19 protein-coding genes are annotated in these 18,320 nt (G+C 69.7%); 1 reads left to right on the plus strand and 18 read right to left on the minus strand.

Features of this window, described 5'->3' with window-relative positions:
* Positions 1-78: 78 nt before the first annotated feature.
* The 18 genes from aroQ to AB0B82_RS15210 form a co-directional block, all read right to left on the minus strand.
* Positions 79-510 (minus strand): type II 3-dehydroquinate dehydratase, encoded by a 432-nt coding sequence (gene aroQ, locus AB0B82_RS15125; protein ID WP_360167430.1) that lies wholly within the window; start codon positions 508-510, stop codon positions 79-81.
* Positions 511-593: 83 nt separating this feature from the next.
* Positions 594-1,685, minus strand: coding sequence for a 3-dehydroquinate synthase (gene aroB, locus AB0B82_RS15130; RefSeq protein WP_360167374.1), 1,092 nt, complete (start codon positions 1,683-1,685; stop codon positions 594-596).
* Positions 1,682-2,182 carry a shikimate kinase gene (locus AB0B82_RS15135; protein WP_360167377.1) on the minus strand — a complete coding sequence of 167 codons (501 nt, stop codon included), beginning with the start codon at positions 2,180-2,182 and terminating at the stop codon, positions 1,682-1,684. Before AB0B82_RS15135 ends, aroB begins: the two co-directional genes overlap by 4 nt.
* A complete protein-coding gene (gene aroC / locus AB0B82_RS15140) occupies positions 2,179-3,378 on the minus strand; it encodes a chorismate synthase (RefSeq protein WP_360167380.1) in 1,200 nt (399 codons plus the stop codon). Before aroC ends, AB0B82_RS15135 begins: the two co-directional genes overlap by 4 nt.
* A gap of 122 nt (positions 3,379-3,500) precedes the next feature.
* Positions 3,501-3,701 (minus strand): hypothetical protein, encoded by a 201-nt coding sequence (locus AB0B82_RS15145; RefSeq protein ID WP_360167383.1) that lies wholly within the window; start codon positions 3,699-3,701, stop codon positions 3,501-3,503.
* A 125-nt stretch (positions 3,702-3,826) separates the two neighbouring features.
* Positions 3,827-5,422 (minus strand): BBE domain-containing protein, encoded by a 1,596-nt coding sequence (locus tag AB0B82_RS15150; protein WP_360167386.1) that lies wholly within the window; start codon positions 5,420-5,422, stop codon positions 3,827-3,829.
* A gap of 86 nt (positions 5,423-5,508) precedes the next feature.
* Positions 5,509-6,216: an A24 family peptidase gene (locus AB0B82_RS15155; RefSeq protein WP_360167389.1), complete on the minus strand. Its 708-nt coding sequence runs from the start codon at positions 6,214-6,216 to the stop codon at positions 5,509-5,511.
* 20 nt (positions 6,217-6,236) lie between these two features.
* Positions 6,237-7,286, minus strand: a complete 1,050-nt coding sequence (locus AB0B82_RS15160; RefSeq protein ID WP_360167392.1) for a DUF2330 domain-containing protein — start codon at positions 7,284-7,286, stop codon at positions 6,237-6,239.
* Between the two features lie 17 nt (positions 7,287-7,303).
* Positions 7,304-8,797, minus strand: a complete 1,494-nt coding sequence (locus tag AB0B82_RS15165) for an FAD-binding oxidoreductase (RefSeq protein ID WP_360167395.1) — start codon at positions 8,795-8,797, stop codon at positions 7,304-7,306.
* Entirely contained in the window at positions 8,784-9,608 is an 825-nt protein-coding gene (locus tag AB0B82_RS15170) for a shikimate dehydrogenase (protein ID WP_360167398.1), read from the minus strand. The genes AB0B82_RS15165 and AB0B82_RS15170 overlap by 14 nt, the downstream gene beginning before the upstream one ends.
* Before the next feature lie 3 nt (positions 9,609-9,611).
* The gene (gene mltG, locus AB0B82_RS15175; protein WP_360167401.1) at positions 9,612-10,802 is read right to left on the minus strand and encodes an endolytic transglycosylase MltG; all 1,191 of its coding nucleotides are present in this window, start codon (positions 10,800-10,802) and stop codon (positions 9,612-9,614) included.
* Positions 10,799-11,245, minus strand: a complete 447-nt coding sequence (ruvX, locus tag AB0B82_RS15180) for a Holliday junction resolvase RuvX (RefSeq protein WP_360167404.1) — start codon at positions 11,243-11,245, stop codon at positions 10,799-10,801. The genes mltG and ruvX overlap by 4 nt, the downstream gene beginning before the upstream one ends.
* Positions 11,246-11,270: 25 nt before the next feature.
* Positions 11,271-13,940, minus strand: coding sequence for an alanine--tRNA ligase (gene alaS, locus AB0B82_RS15185; RefSeq protein WP_360167407.1), 2,670 nt, complete (start codon positions 13,938-13,940; stop codon positions 11,271-11,273).
* Between the two features lie 5 nt (positions 13,941-13,945).
* A complete protein-coding gene (locus tag AB0B82_RS15190) occupies positions 13,946-14,182 on the minus strand; it encodes a DUF6167 family protein (protein ID WP_360167410.1) in 237 nt (78 codons plus the stop codon).
* Positions 14,179-14,589 carry a DUF948 domain-containing protein gene (locus tag AB0B82_RS15195; RefSeq protein WP_167209706.1) on the minus strand — a complete coding sequence of 137 codons (411 nt, stop codon included), beginning with the start codon at positions 14,587-14,589 and terminating at the stop codon, positions 14,179-14,181. The genes AB0B82_RS15190 and AB0B82_RS15195 overlap by 4 nt, the downstream gene beginning before the upstream one ends.
* A 253-nt stretch (positions 14,590-14,842) precedes the next feature.
* Positions 14,843-15,625, minus strand: coding sequence for an excalibur calcium-binding domain-containing protein (locus AB0B82_RS15200; RefSeq protein WP_360167415.1), 783 nt, complete (start codon positions 15,623-15,625; stop codon positions 14,843-14,845).
* 165 nt (positions 15,626-15,790) lie between these two features.
* Positions 15,791-17,254: a replication-associated recombination protein A gene (locus AB0B82_RS15205; protein WP_360167418.1), complete on the minus strand. Its 1,464-nt coding sequence runs from the start codon at positions 17,252-17,254 to the stop codon at positions 15,791-15,793.
* A gap of 9 nt (positions 17,255-17,263) precedes the next feature.
* Positions 17,264-17,974: a VC0807 family protein gene (locus AB0B82_RS15210; RefSeq protein ID WP_360167421.1), complete on the minus strand. Its 711-nt coding sequence runs from the start codon at positions 17,972-17,974 to the stop codon at positions 17,264-17,266.
* Here AB0B82_RS15210 and AB0B82_RS15215 point away from each other — a divergent pair.
* The gene (locus AB0B82_RS15215) at positions 17,973-18,170 is read left to right on the plus strand and encodes a hypothetical protein (RefSeq protein WP_360167424.1); all 198 of its coding nucleotides are present in this window, start codon (positions 17,973-17,975) and stop codon (positions 18,168-18,170) included. The genes AB0B82_RS15210 and AB0B82_RS15215 overlap by 2 nt on opposite strands.
* Positions 18,171-18,320: the final 150 nt, after the last annotated feature.

Here is an 18,320-nt window from a genome sequence, read left to right on the forward strand (position 1 = left end):
GAACGGTCTTGGCGCAGCGGTGCGCGCGGTCGGGCGAAAGCTGCTCACACCCACCTGATGCCCAAAAGGGCACGTTGGTTATGAATCGAGTGACGTCAGTGCGCGCAGGGCGAGACGGTACGAGTCGAGGCCGAACCCGGCGATGGTCCCCGTCGCCACTCCGGCGACGACGCTGGTGTGCCGGAACTCCTCGCGGGTGGCCGGGTTGGTCAGATGGATCTCGATCAGCGGAGCGGTCCGTTGCGCGATCGCGTCCCGCAGCGAGTACGAATAGTGCGTGAACGCGGCCGGGTTGAGGACCACCGGCGTCCGGGTGTCGGCCGCCTCGTGCAGCCAGCCGACCAGCTCCGCCTCGTCGTCGGTCTGCCGCACCTCGACATCGAGCCCGAGCTCGGCGCCGGTCTTCGCACACACGTCGACCAGTTCGGCGAACGTCGTCGTACCGTACTTCTCCGGCTCCCGCGACCCCAGCCGCCCGAGATTCGGACCGTTCAGCACGAGCACCCGCATGTTCCCATCCGTCACAGCCATCACCCTAGCGGCTTTGCGCAACGACCTCCGGCCGCACCGCGTGGCCGAAGCCATGCCATCTCTCAGGTGATTTCGCTGTAGGCGGCGACGAGGAGGCTGGGGTCGGGGGCCTCGAGGATGGTGGGTTTGGCCAGGCCGTCCAGGATGACGAAGCGGAGCCGGTCGGCGCGGGTCTTTTTGTCGAGCTTCATGGCGTCGTGGAGGTGCGGCCAGGCGTCGGGGCGGTAGCTGACCGGGAGGCCGAGGGATTCCAGGACGGTACGGTGGCGGTCGGCCGTGGGGTCGTCGAGGCGGCCGGCGGCGCGGGCGAGTTCGGCGACGAAGAGCATGCCGATGCTGATCGCGGCGCCGTGCCGCCACTTGTACCGCTCGACGCGCTCGATCGCGTGGCCGAGCGTGTGCCCGTAGTTGAGCGCCTCGCGCCCGATCCGGCCGCCGGCGGTCGTGGTGCGTTCGCGCAGGTCGGCGCCGACGGTGTCGGCCTTGACCTGGATCGAGCGGGCGATCAGTTCCTCGGTCGCCGCGTACGACGGGCTGGTGGCGCCGGCCGGGTCCTTCTCGACCAGATCGAGGATCACCGGGTCGGCGATGAAGCCGCACTTCACGACCTCGGCGAGCCCGCTGACGTAGTCGTTCGCCGGCAGCGACTCGAGCGCGGCCAGGTCGCACAGGACGCCGGCCGGTTCCCAGAAGGCGCCGACCAGGTTCTTGCCTTCGGCGGTGTTGATGCCGGTCTTGCCGCCGACGGCGGCGTCGACCATGCCGAGCAGCGTGGTCGGGATCTGCACGACCTTGACCCCGCGCAACCAGGTCGCGGCGACGAAGCCGGCAAGGTCGGTGGTCGTCCCGCCGCCGACGCCGACGATCGCGTCGGAGCGGGTGAAGCCGGCCTGGCCGAGCACCGACCAGCAGTACGCCAGCACCTCGGCGGTCTTGGCCTCCTCCGCATCCGGCACCTCGATCGCGTGCGCGGTGAACCCGGACGCGGTCAGGTCGTCGCGGATCGCGTCGCCGGTCTCGCGCAGCGCGCGCGGGTGGATCACCGCGACCCGCTGCACGCCTTCGCCGAGCAGGCCGGGCAGTTCGCCGAGCAGGTTGTGGCCGATGACGACGTCGTACGGCGCGGACGCGGTGACACGGATCCGGGCGCTCACGACAGCTGTCCCAGGATCTCGTCGGCGATCTGCTCCGGGGTCTTGCCGTCGGTCAGCACGGTCTGCTTCGCAACCTCTTCGTAGAGTGGGCGCCGCGCCTCCATCAGGTTGCGCAACTGGGTGCGGACGTTGCCGAGCAGCAGCGGCCGCGCGACGCTCAGTCCGACCCGCTTGGTGGCCTCGGACAGGCTGACGTCGAGGAACACCACGGTGTGCCCGGCCAGGTCGGCGCGGGTGCCGGCGTCCAGGATCGCCCCACCGCCGAGCGACAGGACCTCACCGTCAGCCTCCAGCGCGGCGACAATTGCGGCCCGCTCGAGCGTGCGGAAGTGCGCCTCGCCCTCGTCGACGAAGATGTCCGAGATCGGCTTGCCGGCGGTCGCCTCGGTGTCGGTGTCGGTGTCCCGGTGCGGTACGCCGAGCCGCTGCGACAGCAGCGCCGCGATCGTGGACTTGCCCGATCCGGGCGGGCCGACCAGGACGACGATCGGGCTCACTCCCACTCCCGTGGCGTGATCGTCTTCGGCAGGTTCGCCAGGTAGGACTGGTGGTTGCGCGCGGTCTCCGCGACCGAGTCGCCGCCGAACTTCTCCAGCGACACCTCGGCCAGCACCAGCGCGACCATCGCCTCGGCGACGATCCCGGCCGCCGGTACGGCGCAGACGTCCGAGCGCTGGTGATGCGCGGCAGCGGCCTCGCCGGTGGCGGTGTCGATCGTGCGCAGCGCCCGCGGCACGGTCGCGATCGGCTTCATCGCGGCCCGTACCCGCAGCGTCTCGCCGGTGCTCATGCCGCCCTCGGTACCGCCCGAGCGGCCGCTGGTGCGGCGGACGTTCCCGTCCTCGGCGACGATCTCGTCGTGTGCCTTGGAGCCGGGCGTGCGGGCCAGTTCGAACCCGTCGCCGAGCTCGACGCCCTTGATCGCCTGGATGCCCATCAGCGCACCGGCCAGCTTCGAATCAAGGCGGCGGTCCCAGTGCACGTAGCTGCCGAGGCCCGGCGGAAGACCGTCGACGACGACCTCGACGACGCCGCCGAGGGTGTCGCCGGCCTTCTGCGCGGCGTCGATCTCGGCCACCATCTGCTTGCTCGTGTCCGGGTCGAGGCAGCGCACCGGGTCGGCGTCCAGCTTCGCGACATCGCCGTACGCCGGGATCACGCCGTACGGCGCCTTCACCGTGCCGAGCTCGACCACATGGCTGACGATCGTCACGCCGTACGCCTGGCGAAGGAACCGGGCCGCGACCTCGCCGAGCGCGACCCGGGCCGCGGTCTCCCGGGCGCTGGCGCGCTCGAGCACCGGGCGGGCCTCGTCGAAGCCGTACTTCTGCATGCCGGCCAGGTCGGCGTGGCCGGGGCGCGGACGGGTCAGCGGGGCGTTCCGGGCCAGGCCTTCGAGGACGGCCGGGTCGACCGGGTCGGCGCTCATCACCTGCTCCCACTTGGGCCACTCGGTGTTGCCGACCTGGATCGCGACCGGGCTGCCGAGGGTGAGACCGTGCCGGAACCCGCCGAGGAACGTCACCTCGTCCCGCTCGAACTTCATCCGGGCGCCGCGGCCGTAGCCCAGCCGACGACGAGCCAGGGCGTCGGCCACGTCGTCCGTGGTGACCTGCACGCCTGCGGGAAGACCTTCGAGTACGGCGACGAGCGCTTGTCCGTGCGACTCGCCGGCGGTGAGCCAGCGCAGCATGCGGCGATTCTTTCACGCCGATCCCACTCCCCAGACGCCGGTCCCTGCCTGAGCTCTCCGACCACGAGCAAGGTCATTCGACGGCGACCTGCCGCACCGGCTCCGTCGACCGCCCGATCCCATCAGTCGCAGGTCTGGTTCTCGGTGGTCGGGCCGGTACGGACGGTGAGGACGGCGTTGAAGGTCTTGGCGATCGCGGATTCCTCGCAGGAGGTCTCGGCCAGGGCCGCGTGCCCGCCGGCGATCGCGGCGCCGGCCAGGGCTGCGGTGCCGAACGCCGCCGCGGCCAGTCGCCCGGCGGTCCGGCGAAATGCGGGGGTCATGCTGCGCTCCTTCGACGATCGGTTGCTCCTGTCAACGACCGTACGGGCCCGAGGCGACGAAAGAACTGGCTCCAGATCCCGTCTTGGGGGTAGCGCTGGCACCACCCCCTATCCGGGCTGGTGATTCAGCGCGGCTCGATCGAGAGGTTGTGGCGGAACACGTTGCGTGGGTCCCACTTCGCCTTGATCTGCTGCAGCCGCGGGTAGTTCCCCAGGTAGTACAGGTCGTGCCACGGGACGCCGGACCTGTTGTACGCCGGATCCGCCAGGTCGACATCCGGGTAGTTGATGTACGAGCCCGCGTTCACCGCGTTCGGCACCGGGGCACCGCCCGTGTCGCGGTACAGGTCGGCGTACACCTTCCGCGTCCACGCGACGTGCTGGTCGTCCTCGGCCGCGTCGGACCAGGCCGCGGTGAGCACCATCTTGGCCACCACGTCGCGTTGCGCGGCCGCGGTCGCGTCGGGCGCGACGGTGTTCACCTTCCCGCCGTACGGCACGAGCAGGATCGAGGACACCGGCCCGTTGTACGACGTGTCGGTCAGGCCGCGGTACATCGCCAGCACCTGCTCGTCGGTGTACCCCTTCTTGAGGTAGCCGGCCTTGTACTTCCCGCGGCCCGGCGACGGCGTCTCCGCGATCGAACGCTCCATCGTGGTGTGCAGGAACGGTCCCTCGCCGACGTCGATCAGCTGCGGCTTCGGGTCCACGCCGGCCGTCATCGCCGCGTTGAACGCCGTCATCAGCTCGGCCGCATTGGGCACCGCCGCGTCGAGCTGGGTGGAGAGCAGATACTGCCCGGCGGACGAGTGCGTGAGGACGAACGGCGCATAGAGCGTCGCGTACGGCGAGTCCGCGGTGTTGTGCTGCTCGAAGAAATCGAACCAGTTCCGGACCGTCCGCAGGAAGCTCGCCTGCGTGGTCGACTTCCAGTCGTACAGCAGCAGGCTCGACCGCAGCGCGGCCGGTGCCTTCGGCAACGATTCGGCCGGCGTGCGGCCCGCCGCGCCCGCGCTGCGCATCAGGTAGCGGGTGACGACGCCGAAGTTCCCGCCGCCGCCCCCGGTGTGCGCCCACCACAGGTCGCGGTGCGCGTTGTTGCGCGTGGCCAGCACCGACCGGGCGCGACCGCGGGCGTCGACGACCACGACCTCCACGCCGTACAGATGGTCGACGACCGAGCCGTACTTGCGGGACAGCGGCCCGTACCCACCACCGCAGAAGTGACCGCCGACGCCGACGCTGAGGCATCCGCCGCCCGGCACCGTGACACCCCAGTTGTAGAACAGTTCCTTGTAGACCGTCTCGAGCGTCGCGCCCGCGCCGATCGAGAACGCGCGGTATTTCGGGTCCCAGGTCACCTCGTCGTACGTCGACAGGTCGAGCAGCACCTCGACGTCGCCGTGGTCCACGAAGTCCTCAAAGCAATGGCCACCGCCGCGCACTGCGATCCGCTTCCCGCTGCGGACCGCTTCCTGAACGGCCGCGACCGCGTCCGCGGCCGACTGGATCACCCGCACGTAGTCGGGTTTCGCGACGAAGCGGCGGTTCTGCCCGCGCAGCACGAGATCCTGGTACCGCGCATCGTTCGGACCGATCTTCGCACCGGAGACCGGCGGCGCGGATGCTGCTGCGGGTGCCGCGAAGGCATGGCCCGCGGTCGCGGCTGTGGTGGCCACCGCGGCCGTTCCGGCCAGGAGACCTCGTCGGCTGACTGGCATGGATTCCTCCCCAGATTCGAGTACCTCGACCCTAGGAAGACCGACGGTGCGCGCACATCAGCCATCTGGTGGAGTACGTGGCTCAGCTATCCGGCGTACAACGCCTCCAGCGGCGTCCCGAGCAGGACGCCGGCCAGCGCCCCGACGAGCATGAACGGCCCGAACGGAACCATCTGCTTGCGCGTCATCACGCGGGTCGCGATCAGCACGATGCCGACGATCGCGCCGAGGAAGAAGCCGCCGTACAGCCCGGACACGAACTCGCCCCAGCCGAGCCAGCCGAGCGCCAGGCCGAGCAACCCCGACAGCCGGACGTCGCCGAACCCGACGCCGCGCGGGAACGTGAACCACAGCACATAGAACACCGCGAACCCGATCGCCCCCGCGATCGCTGCCCGGCGCAACGACTCCCACTCCCCCGTCGCCGCCGCGGCGATCAGGAGGCCGAGCCCGACCAGGACGTACGTCGGCCAGATGATCACCGACGGCAGGAACCGCGTGCGCGCGTCGATGTAGCCGAGGATCGCGCCGGCCACCACGAGCACCAGCCAGGCCGGCAGCGCCGCGTCGAGACCGAGCAGCCACCCGATCAGACCGCCGGCGACGGCCGCCAGACCGCCGCACCACAAGGTCGCGCGCGGCGAGGCCAGCGACGCGTACGGCACCTTGGTCTCGCCCTCGTCGAGCTCCGGCTCGGGGATCCGCCGCATCAGCCACGGGCCGAGCACTGCCGCGACCGCGCCACAACCGACCGCGCCGATCCCCGCAGCGAGCAACGCGTTGTCAGCCGGCACGATCCCCGACCCTAGACGATCTACCGCGGCGTGCCGGCGGCCGCCCGCCGGACCAGCACCCGCGCGAGAGCGGCGGCGCCGACGCCGAGCAGCAGGAGGCCACCGAAGATCACCCCGACGGTGCTCCAGCGGCCGTCGTTCTCCGTGATGTAGACGGTTCGCCGGAACTCGTCGTCGTTCGCGGCTTGCTCGAACGTGAAGTCGTCGGTGATCTGCGACGGGTTCTGATATCTCGCGGTGTACGCGGTCAGGAAGTCGGCCGGCGCCGGCAGCGACTCCAGCACGGGCCGCCCGGCGTACAGCAGCTCTGGGGTCACCGACGCGTCCGGCACCTTCGTGGCGTCGACGCGATGCTCGGCGGCGACGTACACCGTCACGGTCTGTGGCGTGGTCGCGCCCTTGCTGAGCCGCATCGGGTACACGATCCGGTCCGAGGCGAAGGTCAGCCGCAGCGGCGGCGTCGAGCCGCCCAGCCTTTCACCGGGCTGCTTCGGCGCGAGCTTCACCGCGACGATCTCCCAGTTCTCGATCAGGTACGGCGTGAGGTTCGCGGCCAGCGTCGCGGGCACGACGTACCCGTTCGCGCGCAGCCAGTTGGTGACCGCGGTACCGCTGGTGCCGTCGAGCCGGGTGACCGCGAACGGACCGAGCACCATTTGCTCGCGCACGTTCACCGGCGCGCCCGGCGGTACCGCGCCCGCTGAGTCCCCCCGGCCCCGGCCGAACCCGGTGTCGCGGAAGGGCCAGTAGGTCTTCTTGTACACCCGCTGCGGCGCGACCGCGCGGCCCAGCCGCTCAAACAGTTGCGTGTCCTCGACCAGGTTGACCTTCGCCGCCGCCGGGACCGGCATGATCCAGGCCGCCTTCTGCGACTGGCCCTGCACCGACATCGAGAGGGTGATCTGCTCGGTACCACCGGAGTACTGCACCAGCGCGTTCTCGCCGTACGCGCGCGCAGAAGACTCGGCGTCCGGCAGATACCCGCCGCAGGCACAGGCCCACGCGGGCGTTACCCCAGCCGCCACGAATCCGGCAGCCAGCACACCCGCGATCACGCGCCACAGTTTCACGCGCCGAACACTAGCTATCAAAAGGTGTACGGGGTGTGGAAGAAGTTGTCCGGGTCGTACTTCTGTTTCGCCGCCTGCAACTTCGCCGCGCTCGCGCCGTAGTACGAAGAGACCGCGCGGCCGGCCTCGGGGTAGTTCACGTACCCGCCGGCCGAGAACGATCCGACCGCGCGGTGGCCGTTCGCGATGAAGGTCTGCGCGTTCTGGCCCTGCGCCGAGGAGTACCACTGGATCACGGCGAGCGCGCTCCGCCACGGCCACGACGAGCCGCCCGCCGGTGTCTTCGCGGCCTGGCCGCCGAGCGGGTCGAAGATCGCCGACGCCGGTGTCGCGGCCCGCGCGGCGGACTTCACCGCGCCGAGGACCGCGGTGATCGTTGCCGCGTCCATCGGACCCTTGAGTACGTCGGACCCGGCGAGGAATCCCTGCCGCGGACTCGTCGTCCCGCCGCCGAGGTACTTCACCGCCTCCAGGTGGGACTTGACCGACAACTGCCGGCCGGAGGCCTTCGCACCGACGAGTGACTCCAGTTGCGCGGCCGCCGCGGTCGCGTCGCCGGTCGTGGAGACGCCGAGGACGCGGATCGCCAGCGTGCCGTTGCTCTTGGCATCGATATGCAGGTTGCCCCAGGTAGTGGTCGGCGCGCTCTGCACGAACTGCTGCCAGCCGTTGACGACAGCCGCGGCCTGCGCCTCCGGCCAGGTCAGCCGGAAGAAGCCGAGCTTGGTCCCCGGGATGGTGCTGAAGGTGAACGAGGTGACGACCGCGAGGTTCCCGCCGCCGCTCCCCCGGAGCGCGGCGAACAACTCTGGCTCGTTGCCGGCGCTGACGGTGTGAGTCTTGCCGTCGGCGGTGACCACATCCATCGCCACGACCCGGTCACAGGTCAGACCGTAGGTCCGTGTGTGGACTCCCTGGCCGCCGCCGAGGGTCAGCCCCGCGACACCGACCGTCGGGCAGGTACCGGTCGGCAGCGACTGTCCGTAGCGGTCGAGGAAGGCATGGACGTCGTACAGCCGTGCGCCCGCGCCGACGGTGAGGGTGTTGTTCGCGTACTTCATCGACTTCAGTCCGCCGACGTCGAGCTGGAGGCCGTGCGCGATCGTCGAGGCGCCGACGTACGAGTGGCCACCGCTCTTCGGGACCAGGACGAGGTTGCTTTCACGGGCGAACGTGATCGCCTGCTGGACATCGGACGCGGTCGCCGCCTTCACCACGGCGGCCGGGCGGACGCTGTCCCAGCGTGGGTTGAACAGCTGGTGCGCGGCGGCGTACCCGGAGGTCGACGGCAGGTACAGGTCGCCGTCGAGCGAGCTGCTCAACGCCTTCCAGTTCGGCGCGTTCGAGGTTTGGCTGGGCGCGCTGGTCGTCGGCGTACCAGGGGTTTCGTCGGATGTGCTCGGGGACGGCGTGGGACTGCCGGTGTCCGGCGTGTCGGCGCAGCCGGCCAGCGTGGCAACGGCCGCGACGGCGCCGACCCTCAGCACAGTACGGCGATCAAGCAGGCTCACGTTCCCCCAGCTCCTCCTGCGCGGCAGCCCTCATGGCCGCCAGAGGAGCCGGCGACCTACCCGTCATCATCTCGACCTGAAGGGTCGCCTGATGCACGAGCAGGTCAAGTCCGTTCAACAACTCGGTACCGACACGATGCGCCGCGATCGCGAGCTTGGTCGGCCAGGGGTGGTACGCCACGTCGAACACCACCGGCGCGACGCCGGCGAAGTGCTCGGCCCACGGGTCCACCGCGCCGCCGGGCAGCGTCGACACGCACAGGTCGAAACCACCGATCTGGTCGACCTGCGAGAAGTCCGCGACCGACGTCGCGAGCCCGAGCTCGGCCGCCAGATCACGAAGCCGCTCGGCCTTGGCGATGTCCCGGACGACGACCGTCACCTCGCTGACCTGCATGCCGCGCAGCGCGGCCAGCGTTGACGCGGCGGTCGCGCCACCGCCGAGCACGACCGCAGACTCCGCCGCCGTGATGCCTCGCTCGGCGAAGGCGTTCACCAGCCCGGGTACGTCGGTGTTGTGCGCCGAGCGTGATCCGTCCGGCTCGAACAACATCGTGTTGGCCGCGCCGATCAGCTCGGCGACCGGATCGACCGTGCCGACCAGGTCGAGCGCGACCCGTTTCAACGGCATCGTCAGCGACAGCCCGCGGACGTCGTCACCGAGCGACGCGACGAACGCGCGCAACTCGTCCTCCTCGACCTGGAACGCGTCGTACGTCCAGTCCAGCCCGAGCGCGGCGTACGCGGCCCGATGCATCGCCGGCGACAGCGAATGCGCGATCGGCGAACCGAGGACGAAACAGCGGGTCAACTGTCAGCACCGCCCCTTGTGCGCGGCGCACCAGGTCTGGAGCTTGGCAACGTTCTTGTTGTGTTCCTCGAGGGTGCTCGCGAACGCCGTCTCGCCGGTGTCCAGGTCGACCAGCGTGAAGTACAGCCAGGAACCCTGCGCCGGGTTGATCGCGGCCCGCAACTGCTCGCGGGTCGGCGAGTTGATCGGCGTCGGCGGCAGGTCCTTGTGCACGTAGGTGTTGTACGGCGAGGGGTTCTTGCGCTGCTCGGACGTCGTGAACACACCGCCGTCGCGGCCGACCACGTAGTGGATGGTCGAGTCCATCTGCAGCTTCATGCCGCGCGCGAGCCGGTTGTAGATGACCCGCGCGACCTTCGCGTAGTCCTCCTGGCGGTTCGTCTCCGCGCCGATGATGCTGGCCACGATGACGGCCTGGTACGGGTCGAGCTTCTTCCGCTGCGCCGTGTTCACCAGGTCCATCGAGCCCGCGGTCTTCGCATACTGCGCGGTCATCAGCTTGATCATGGTGTACGCGTTCGCGTTCTTCGGGACGTCGTACGTGCCCGGGAACAGGAAACCTTCCGGGTTGCCCTTCGCGTACGCCGGCAGGCCGAGGGCCTTCCCGTTGCCGAGCGCGGTCGCGGCTGCACCGGCCGGCAGCTTGAGCTTCGAGTTCTGCAGGATCATCGCGACCTCGGCCTTGGTCCGGCCGGGCGGGATGCTGATCCGGGCCACCTTGACCGACTCGGCCGTGTTCAGCATCAACTCGAGGGCGGCCTTCGCGGACATGTGCTTGCGCAGCGTGTACGTGGCCGCCTGGATCTGCAGGGAGCGGGGATCGTCGCGCGCCACCCGCTCGAAGGCGCGGGCGCTCTTGACGACCTCCTTCTTCTCCAGGGTGTCCGCGATCGACGCGGTCGCTTGGCCCTTGGTGATCTCGACGACCACCGTGCCGGTGCCGGCGCCCTCGTAGTCGGGCGCGGAGAACAGACCCTCGAGCGCGTCCTTGCCCTTGCCGAAGCCGACCACAGCCCCGGCCACCAGGGCACCGACGACGAGCAGCGAGATCAGACCGGCGAAGCAGCCGAAGGCGCGCCGACCGCGGGCCTTGCGCCGGTTCGCGCGGCGATCGACCCGGGACTCCGGCCGCAGGCCGAGGCCGGCGCCGAGGTCGTCCTCGTCGGTGTGCTCGTCGAGTGATGGTCCGTTCACAGGGGCCTCCCGGGTGGGTTGCCGGTCTCGCGCTCGAGGTCGAGCGCGTGCTGGAGAATGACGACCGCCGCGGCCTGGTCGACCACGGCGCGCCGCTTGGAGCCCTTCTTTCCCCGTTCCCGCAACATCCGTTCGGCGGTGACCGTGGTGAACCGCTCGTCCACCAGCCGCACCGTCGCTCCCGTGTTCGTCACGCTGATCTTGTCCCGTACCTGCTCGGCCGTCTGCCGGATCTTCACCGCGGCCGGTCCCTCGCCCCCGGACAGGGAGCGCGGCAGACCGATCACGATCTCGAACGCCTCCAGTTCGGCGGCGAGTGCCGCGATCCTATCCAGATCGCCCGGGCCACGCCGGACGGTCTCCACAGGCGTGGCCAGGATTCCGTGCGGGTCACTGCTGGCGACGCCGATCCGGGCATCGCCGATGTCGAGTGCGATCCGCACGCCACGTCTCATCGGCCTGCGTCTCTCAGCCGGTCACCTGGTGACCGATGGCATGCTCGACGGCACTCAGCGCGGCGTCCGCGCCGCTCGGGTCGGTCCCGCCGCCCTGCGCGACATCGTCCTTGCCGCCGCCCCGGCCGCCGAGCTTCTCGGCCGCGATCCGGACCAGGTCACCGGCCTTCAGCCGCCACTCGCGCGCGGTGTCGTTGAGCGCGACCACCACGCCCGGCTTGCCGTCGTTCACGCTCAGTACGGCGACCACGGCCGGCTTGTCGTTCGGCATCCGGCCACGGACGTCCAGCGCCAGCTTGCGCAGGTCGCCGCCGTTCACGCCGTCGGGTGCCCGGTGGCCGACGTACTGGACGCCGAAGACGTCCTTCGGCTCCTTGGCCAGCTCCGCCGCGGCCTGCAGCACCTGGGCGGCGCGCATCCGCTCGAGCTCCTTCTCGGCCGCCCGCAGCCGCTCGGCCAGGTCGGCGACCTTGGCGGGCAGCTCCTCCGGGCGGGCCTTCAGGTTCTCGCTGAGCAGCCGGACCAGCGCCCGCTCACGGCCCAGGTAGTGCAGCGCGTCCATCCCGACGAACGCCTCGAGCCGGCGCACACCGGCACCGACCGACGACTCGCTGGTGATGGTCAGCGCACCGATCTGCGACGAGTGCTTCACGTGCGTACCACCGCAGAGTTCGCGCGACCACGGTCCGCCGATCTCCACGACCCGGACCTGCTCGTCGTACGTCTCCCCGAACAGCGCCAGCGCGCCCCACTCACGGGCCTCCGGCAAGGTCATGTACTGCGCCGACACCGGCAGGTCCTGCCGTACGGCGAGGTTCGCGACCTCCTCGATCTCCGAACGCGTCGCCGGATCGAGCGCCGAGGACCAGGCGAAGTCGAGCCGCAGGTAGCCGGGCTTGTTGTACGAGCCGCTCTGCAGCGCGTTCGGGCCGAGCACCTGCCGGAGTGCGGCGTGCACGACGTGCGTCCCGGAGTGGGCCTGACAGGCCTGCACCCGCCACTCGTGGTCGACCGCGGCCTGGACGTTCTCGCCCGGGCGCAGCACGCCCTCGAGGATCTCGACCTTGTGCACGATCAGGCCCTTGACCGGCCGCTGCACGTCGAGCACCTTGAGCTTCAGCCCGTCACCGGTGATCAGGCCCTCGTCGGCGATCTGACCGCCGGACTCGGCGTAGAACGGCGTCTTCTCCAGCACGACCTCGACGGTCTCGCCCTGCTCGGCGAAGTCCGCCACCGCGCCCTCGCGCAGCAGCCCGCGGACCTCGGAGTCGGAGACCAGTTCCTGGTAGCCGGTGAACTCGGTGACGCCCTTCTCCCGCAGCTGCCGGTAGCCCGACGTGTCGGCGTGACCGGCCTTCTTCGCGCGCGCGTCGGCCTTGGCCCGCTCGCGCTGCTCCTTCATCAGGGCGCGGAAGCCTTCGGTGTCGACGTTCAGACCCTGCTCGGCGGCCATCTCGATGGTCAGGTCGATCGGGAAGCCGTACGTGTCGTGCAGCTGGAACGCCTTGCGGCCCTCGAGCTGGTGCGCGCCGCTGGCCTTGGTCTCCTTGACCGCGACGTCGAAGATCGTCGTACCGGCGGTGAGGGTACGGCGGAACGCCTCCTCCTCGGCGTACGCGACCTGGCTGATCCGGCCGAAGTCGGTGACCAGCTCGGGGTACGACCGCTGCATCTGCTCCAGGCTGACCGGGAGCAGCTCGACCAGGCTCGGGTCCTCGTAGCCGAGCAGCCGCATCGAGCGGATCGCCCGGCGGAGCAGGCGGCGCAGCACATACCCGCCCTGCTCGTTGCCCGGCGTCACACCGTCGCCGATCAGCATCAGCGCGCTGCGCACGTGATCGGCGACCACGCGGAAGCGGACGTCGTCCTCGTGGTCGGCGCCGTACTTGCGGCCGGTGAGCTCGGTGGCCTTCTCGATCACCGGGTAGATCTCGTCGATCTCGTACATGTTGTCGACGCCCTGCAGCAGGTAGGCCACCCGCTCCAGGCCCATGCCGGTGTCGATGTTCTTCTTCGGCAGCTCGCCGAGGATCGGGTAGCCCTCCTTGCCGCCGCCCTCACCGCGGATGTTCTGCATGAACACCAGGTTCCAGAACTCCAGGTAGCGGTCGCCCGCCTCCCAGTCCCGGTCCGCGCCGAACTCGGGACCGCGGTCGATCAGGATCTCCGAACACGGGCCGCACGGCCCCGGGATCCCCATCGACCAGAAGTTGTCCTTCATCCCGAGCCGCACGATCCGGTCGTCGGGCAGCCCCGCGATCCGCTTCCAGAGCGCGATCGCCTCGTCGTCCTCGTAGTACACCGAGGCGTACAGCACCGACTCGTCGAAGCCGTAGCCGCCTTCGTTCTGCGGCTTGGTCACCAGCTCCCAGGCGTACTCGATGGCCTTCTCCTTGAAGTAGTCCCCGAAGGAGAAGTTGCCGTTCATCTGGAAGAACGTGCCGTGCCGGGTGGTCTTGCCGACCTCGTCGATGTCCAGCGTCCGCACGCACTTCTGCACGCTCGTCGCCCGCGGGTACGGCGGGGTCTGCTGGCCGACGAAGTACGGGACGAACTGGGCCATGCCGGCGACGTTGAACAGCAGGTTCGGGTCCGGCGAAGGCAGCGGCGCACTCGGCACCACGGTGTGGCCGCGGTCCTCGAAGAACTGCAGGAACCGCCGCCTGATCTCACTGGTTTCCATGGGTGTTACCGGTAGTCCTCACGATGGTTGGTGTTCTCGATACCCAGCGCGTCCCGCAACTCGCTCTCCCGCTCGGCCATGCCCTCACGGACCTGGTCGCCGAAGTGCCGGACCGCGGCGGCCAGCTTGGCCGCGGACTCCTGGACACTGTCCGGAGCGAGCACCTGCGCCCGTTTCTTCAGCCGGGTCACGGCGTAGACGCCGACGGCGATCCCGACGATCAGCCAGAAGATCCGCTTCACCGCTTCCGCGCCTTCCGCTCGGCCTTCATCTCGTCCTTGACGCGCTTGGCCACGTCCTTGCGCTGCTGCTCACCGAGCGCCCGGCGGACGCCGTACGTGAACGCGGCCGCCTTCACCAGCGGACCGCCGGCGGTGGCCGAGAACAGCGACATCAGAGCGGCCGCGTTGGTGGTCACGGTGGTCGCGTTGTCGGTGATCGTGTCCACCTTCGCCAACTGGGCGTTGGTGGTCGCCACCGTGGTGGTCACCTCGCCGAGCAGCGGGACGCTGGAGTCGGAGACGCCCTTCACCATGATCCGGGTCTCGTCGAACACCTTGCCGAGCTTCAGGATCGGATAGGCCAGCAGGCCCACCAGGATGAGCAGCGCGCAGGCGGCTATCAACCCCGCGACTTCACCGACGCTCATGGAAACGATCCACCTTCCGTAGCGACCTCAGTGCGACCAGCCGCGAACCCGTCGCGACTCTGTGCAACTCCGTGGACCGCCCGACCTTATCGCGCGACCCCAACACACTCCGCTCCAGGACACCATCCCGCACATCACAGTCCCCCACCAAACGCATCCCCGGCGTTTCCCGAGGTCAGCAGTGGGGTCAGATCCGTTGTACCCGATGGGGGTAACTCCCGCGCCGGGATGAGTTGCTGCTGGTGCCAGGTGGTCAGGAGTTGCCGCGCTCGCAGGCCACGCCGTCGCCGTTGCGGTCGAGTTCGGGGGTGTAGCCGGGGTCGCCGCGGTAAAGCGGAGCCTTGCCCGCGGCGCGCACCTCGGCGCAGTCCTTGTAGACCACGGCCGGCGTACTGCTCGGGGTGGCCGGCGGGGTGCTCGTCGGCGGCGGTGTCGTGCTCGGTGTGCTACTCGGTGTGCTACTCGGGGTGTTACTTGGGGTGTTACTTGGGGTGTTACTTGGGATGGTGCTCGGGGTGGTGCTGGTCGGGGGCGTCGTATTCGGGGTGGTCGACGTTCCCGTCGTCGGAGGTGGTGTTGTCGTCGTCGGGGTGGAGGTGGACGGCGGAGTACTGGTGGACGGCGTACCTGTGGACGGCACGGTTGTGGACGGCGTACCGGTGGTCGGGTCGTCTGTCGGTGTGCCGGTCTTCGGGTTTGTGGTGGCGGGGTCACCCGGCGTGGTCGAGTCGTCCGGCGTCGTCGTACCGCCGGGCGTCAGCCAGCCATCGGAGTCGGACGAGCTGGTCGCGGACCCCGGCCAGGTCGTCGTCTGCTTCCACGCCGTGCTCCACGGCGTACTCGGCTGCAACGGCCGGCCCACCGGCAACGACGGCCGCGTGGTCGACCGCGACGGACCTTCCGCCCGCCCGACCGGGCTCGACGGCTCACCGCCGCCCACCGGCTCCGATTCCGACGCCTGCCGCGATCCGCTCGGAACGAACAGCCACGCGCCGGCCACCGCGAGCACGATCGCCGCGAGTACGCCGAGCTTCACAACCGGTACGCGCCGCCGACTGTGCCGTGCTCCGAATGTTCGTGCATGTCGACCTAGACGGAACTGCCTCACAAGAAAACCCTTCACCCCCAGGCCGAGAGGCAGCCTACCCAACCTGCCGCGCCGATCGAAGTTCACCCCGGGCGGCTCCCACGATGCGAGAAGTTACTTCCGGTCGCGGAGGATCTTGCGGATCGCGGCGACACGATCGGCGTACGCCGCTTCGCCGCCGCGCCGCGTGGGCTGGTAGTAATCGGTGCCGTCGATCACGTCCGGTGCGTACTGCTGGGGTACGACGCCACGCGGGTCGTCGTGTGAGTACTGGTACGACGTACCGTGACCGAGCTTCTTCGCGCCGGCGTAGTGCGCGTCGCGCAGATGCGGCGGGACCGGACCGACCTTGCCGGCTTTCACGTCCGCGATCGCCGCGTCGACGGCCATGATCACCGCGTTCGACTTCGGCGCCAGCGCGAGCGCGACGACTGCCTGCGCGAGGTTGATCCGCGCCTCCGGCATGCCGATCAGCTGCACCGCCTCAGCCGCCGCGACCGCGACCCCGAGCGCGGTCGGGTCGCCCATCCCGATGTCCTCACTCGCTGAAATCACCAGCCGTCGCGCGATGAACCGCGGATCCTCGCCTGCCTCGATCATCCGCGCCAGGTAATGCATCGCAGCGTCGACGTCCGACCCGCGGATCGACTTGATCAGCGCCGACGCCACGTCGTAGTGCTGGTCGCCGGCCCGGTCGTACCGCACCGCGGCCCGATCGACCGCCGTCTCCAAGGTGACGAGATCGATCATGGCACGGTCGCTCGGCCTGGCGGTTTCGGTTTCGGTTTCGCTTTCGGGTTTGGCTTCGGTCGGCTCGGGGCGCTGGGCGGCGGCGTACTTCAGTGCCTGCTCGTGCTTGGCGCGGGCGCCACCGGCCGCGGCTTCCAGGTAGGTGAGCGCCCGGCGCGCGTCGCCGCCGGCCATCCGCAGCAGGTGATCGCGGGCGTCGTCGGCGAGCTCGAACTCGTCGTTCAGCCCGCGTTCGTCGACCAGCGCACGATCGAGCAGCAGGGAGATGTCGTCGTCGGTGAGCGACTCCAGCGTGAGCAGCAGACTGCGCGACAGCAGCGGCGAGATGACGCTGAAGAACGGGTTCTCGGTGGTGGCGGCGACCAGGGTGACCCAACGGTTCTCCACGCCGGGCAGCAGCGCATCCTGCTGAGCCTTCGTGAACCGGTGCACCTCGTCGATGAACAGCACGGTCTCCACCGAACCGGTCGCCCGCGCCAGATCCCGCCGCGCGGCGTCGATCACCTGCCGTACGTCCTTCACACCGGCCGTGACCGCGGACAACTCCACGAACTTCCGGTTGGTCTGATGCGACACCACTGCCGCGATCGTGGTCTTCCCGGTCCCCGGCGGCCCCCACAGCAGCAGCGACATCGGCTGATCGCCCTCGACGAGCCGCCGCAACGGCGAACCGGGCGCGAGCAGATGCTGCTGGCCGACCAGTTCGTCCAGACTCCGCGGCCGCATCCGCACCGCCAACGGAGCCGCCGTGTGGTCCACGTCCGCCAGCGACCCACCACCCCGAGCCGGCGCAGGCGCACCCGGAAGTTCGAACAACCCATCACTCACCCGAGCAGCCTAACCACCCCCACCGACAGCCCCGGCCCCGGCGGGGCGTAGGCGGCGGGCGAAGACCTGGTGCCAGGTGCCACTGCGGTGAAGAAGGACGAGGGTGACTGGCTGGAGGGCGACGATCGTGGCGATGGTGATGATGGGGTCGGTGGCGGGGACGACGGAGATCGGGAGGGTGTACGCGATGACGACGCGCGCGATCGCGTCGATGATGCACGCGATCCCCCACCAGACCGTGATCCACTTCCACGCCTCGCGGAACCGGGCATTGGTCTCCCACAGCCAGTCCATGATCGCCGCGCGCGGAGCGAACAGCGCGCGCGTCACGACGTACGTCAGCGGCTGCGGATGCCGCAACGACCACAACGTGATGAGCGCGAACGGCAGGCTGACCCACGCGTTGCGGACCAACAGCACCCGCGCGTCCCCGCCGATCAGGGCGACGACCGTACTCGCCACCATGCTGACCACGACGGCCATGCCGACCAGATCGGTACGGCGGTTGCGCACCAGCGACACCGCCGAGCTGACCAGCCCCGGGATCACGCCCACGAGCAGCGAGATCAGGTCAGTCACCCCCAACGCCCGCAACCCGTAGAACAGCCCCAACGGCAACCCGATATCCACAATCAACAACCAAGGACTGCGCCCCAGCGCGGAACTGCGCTGCGTCGTGGACTCGCCATGGGCGGTGAATGCGCGCCGCGTGGTGGACATGGTGGACATGGTGGACATGGTGGACATGGTGGACGCGGTGGACGCGGCGGACGCGGCGGACGCGGCGGACGCGGTGGACGCGGTGGACGCGGCGGACGCGGTGGACGCGGCGGACGCGGTGGACGCGGCGGACATGGTGGAAGGCTCGCCCACCGCAGCGCAGTCGCGCATCGAGCCGACGGCTGCCGCACCCTAGACCAAAGTGGAACCCACCACCGCACCAACAGCGGGTTATATCACCGCCGACGCGCTGTAGAGCCTGTTGCAAATTGGATCTGGGTGTTTCCGTCCGCACCAAAACGCAGTGATTTTTCCAGCGATTGCGGCTGGTTTACTCCACCTGAGC

The organism is Kribbella sp. NPDC048915 (assembly GCF_040649595.1).
Classification (GTDB): domain Bacteria; phylum Actinomycetota; class Actinomycetes; order Propionibacteriales; family Kribbellaceae; genus Kribbella.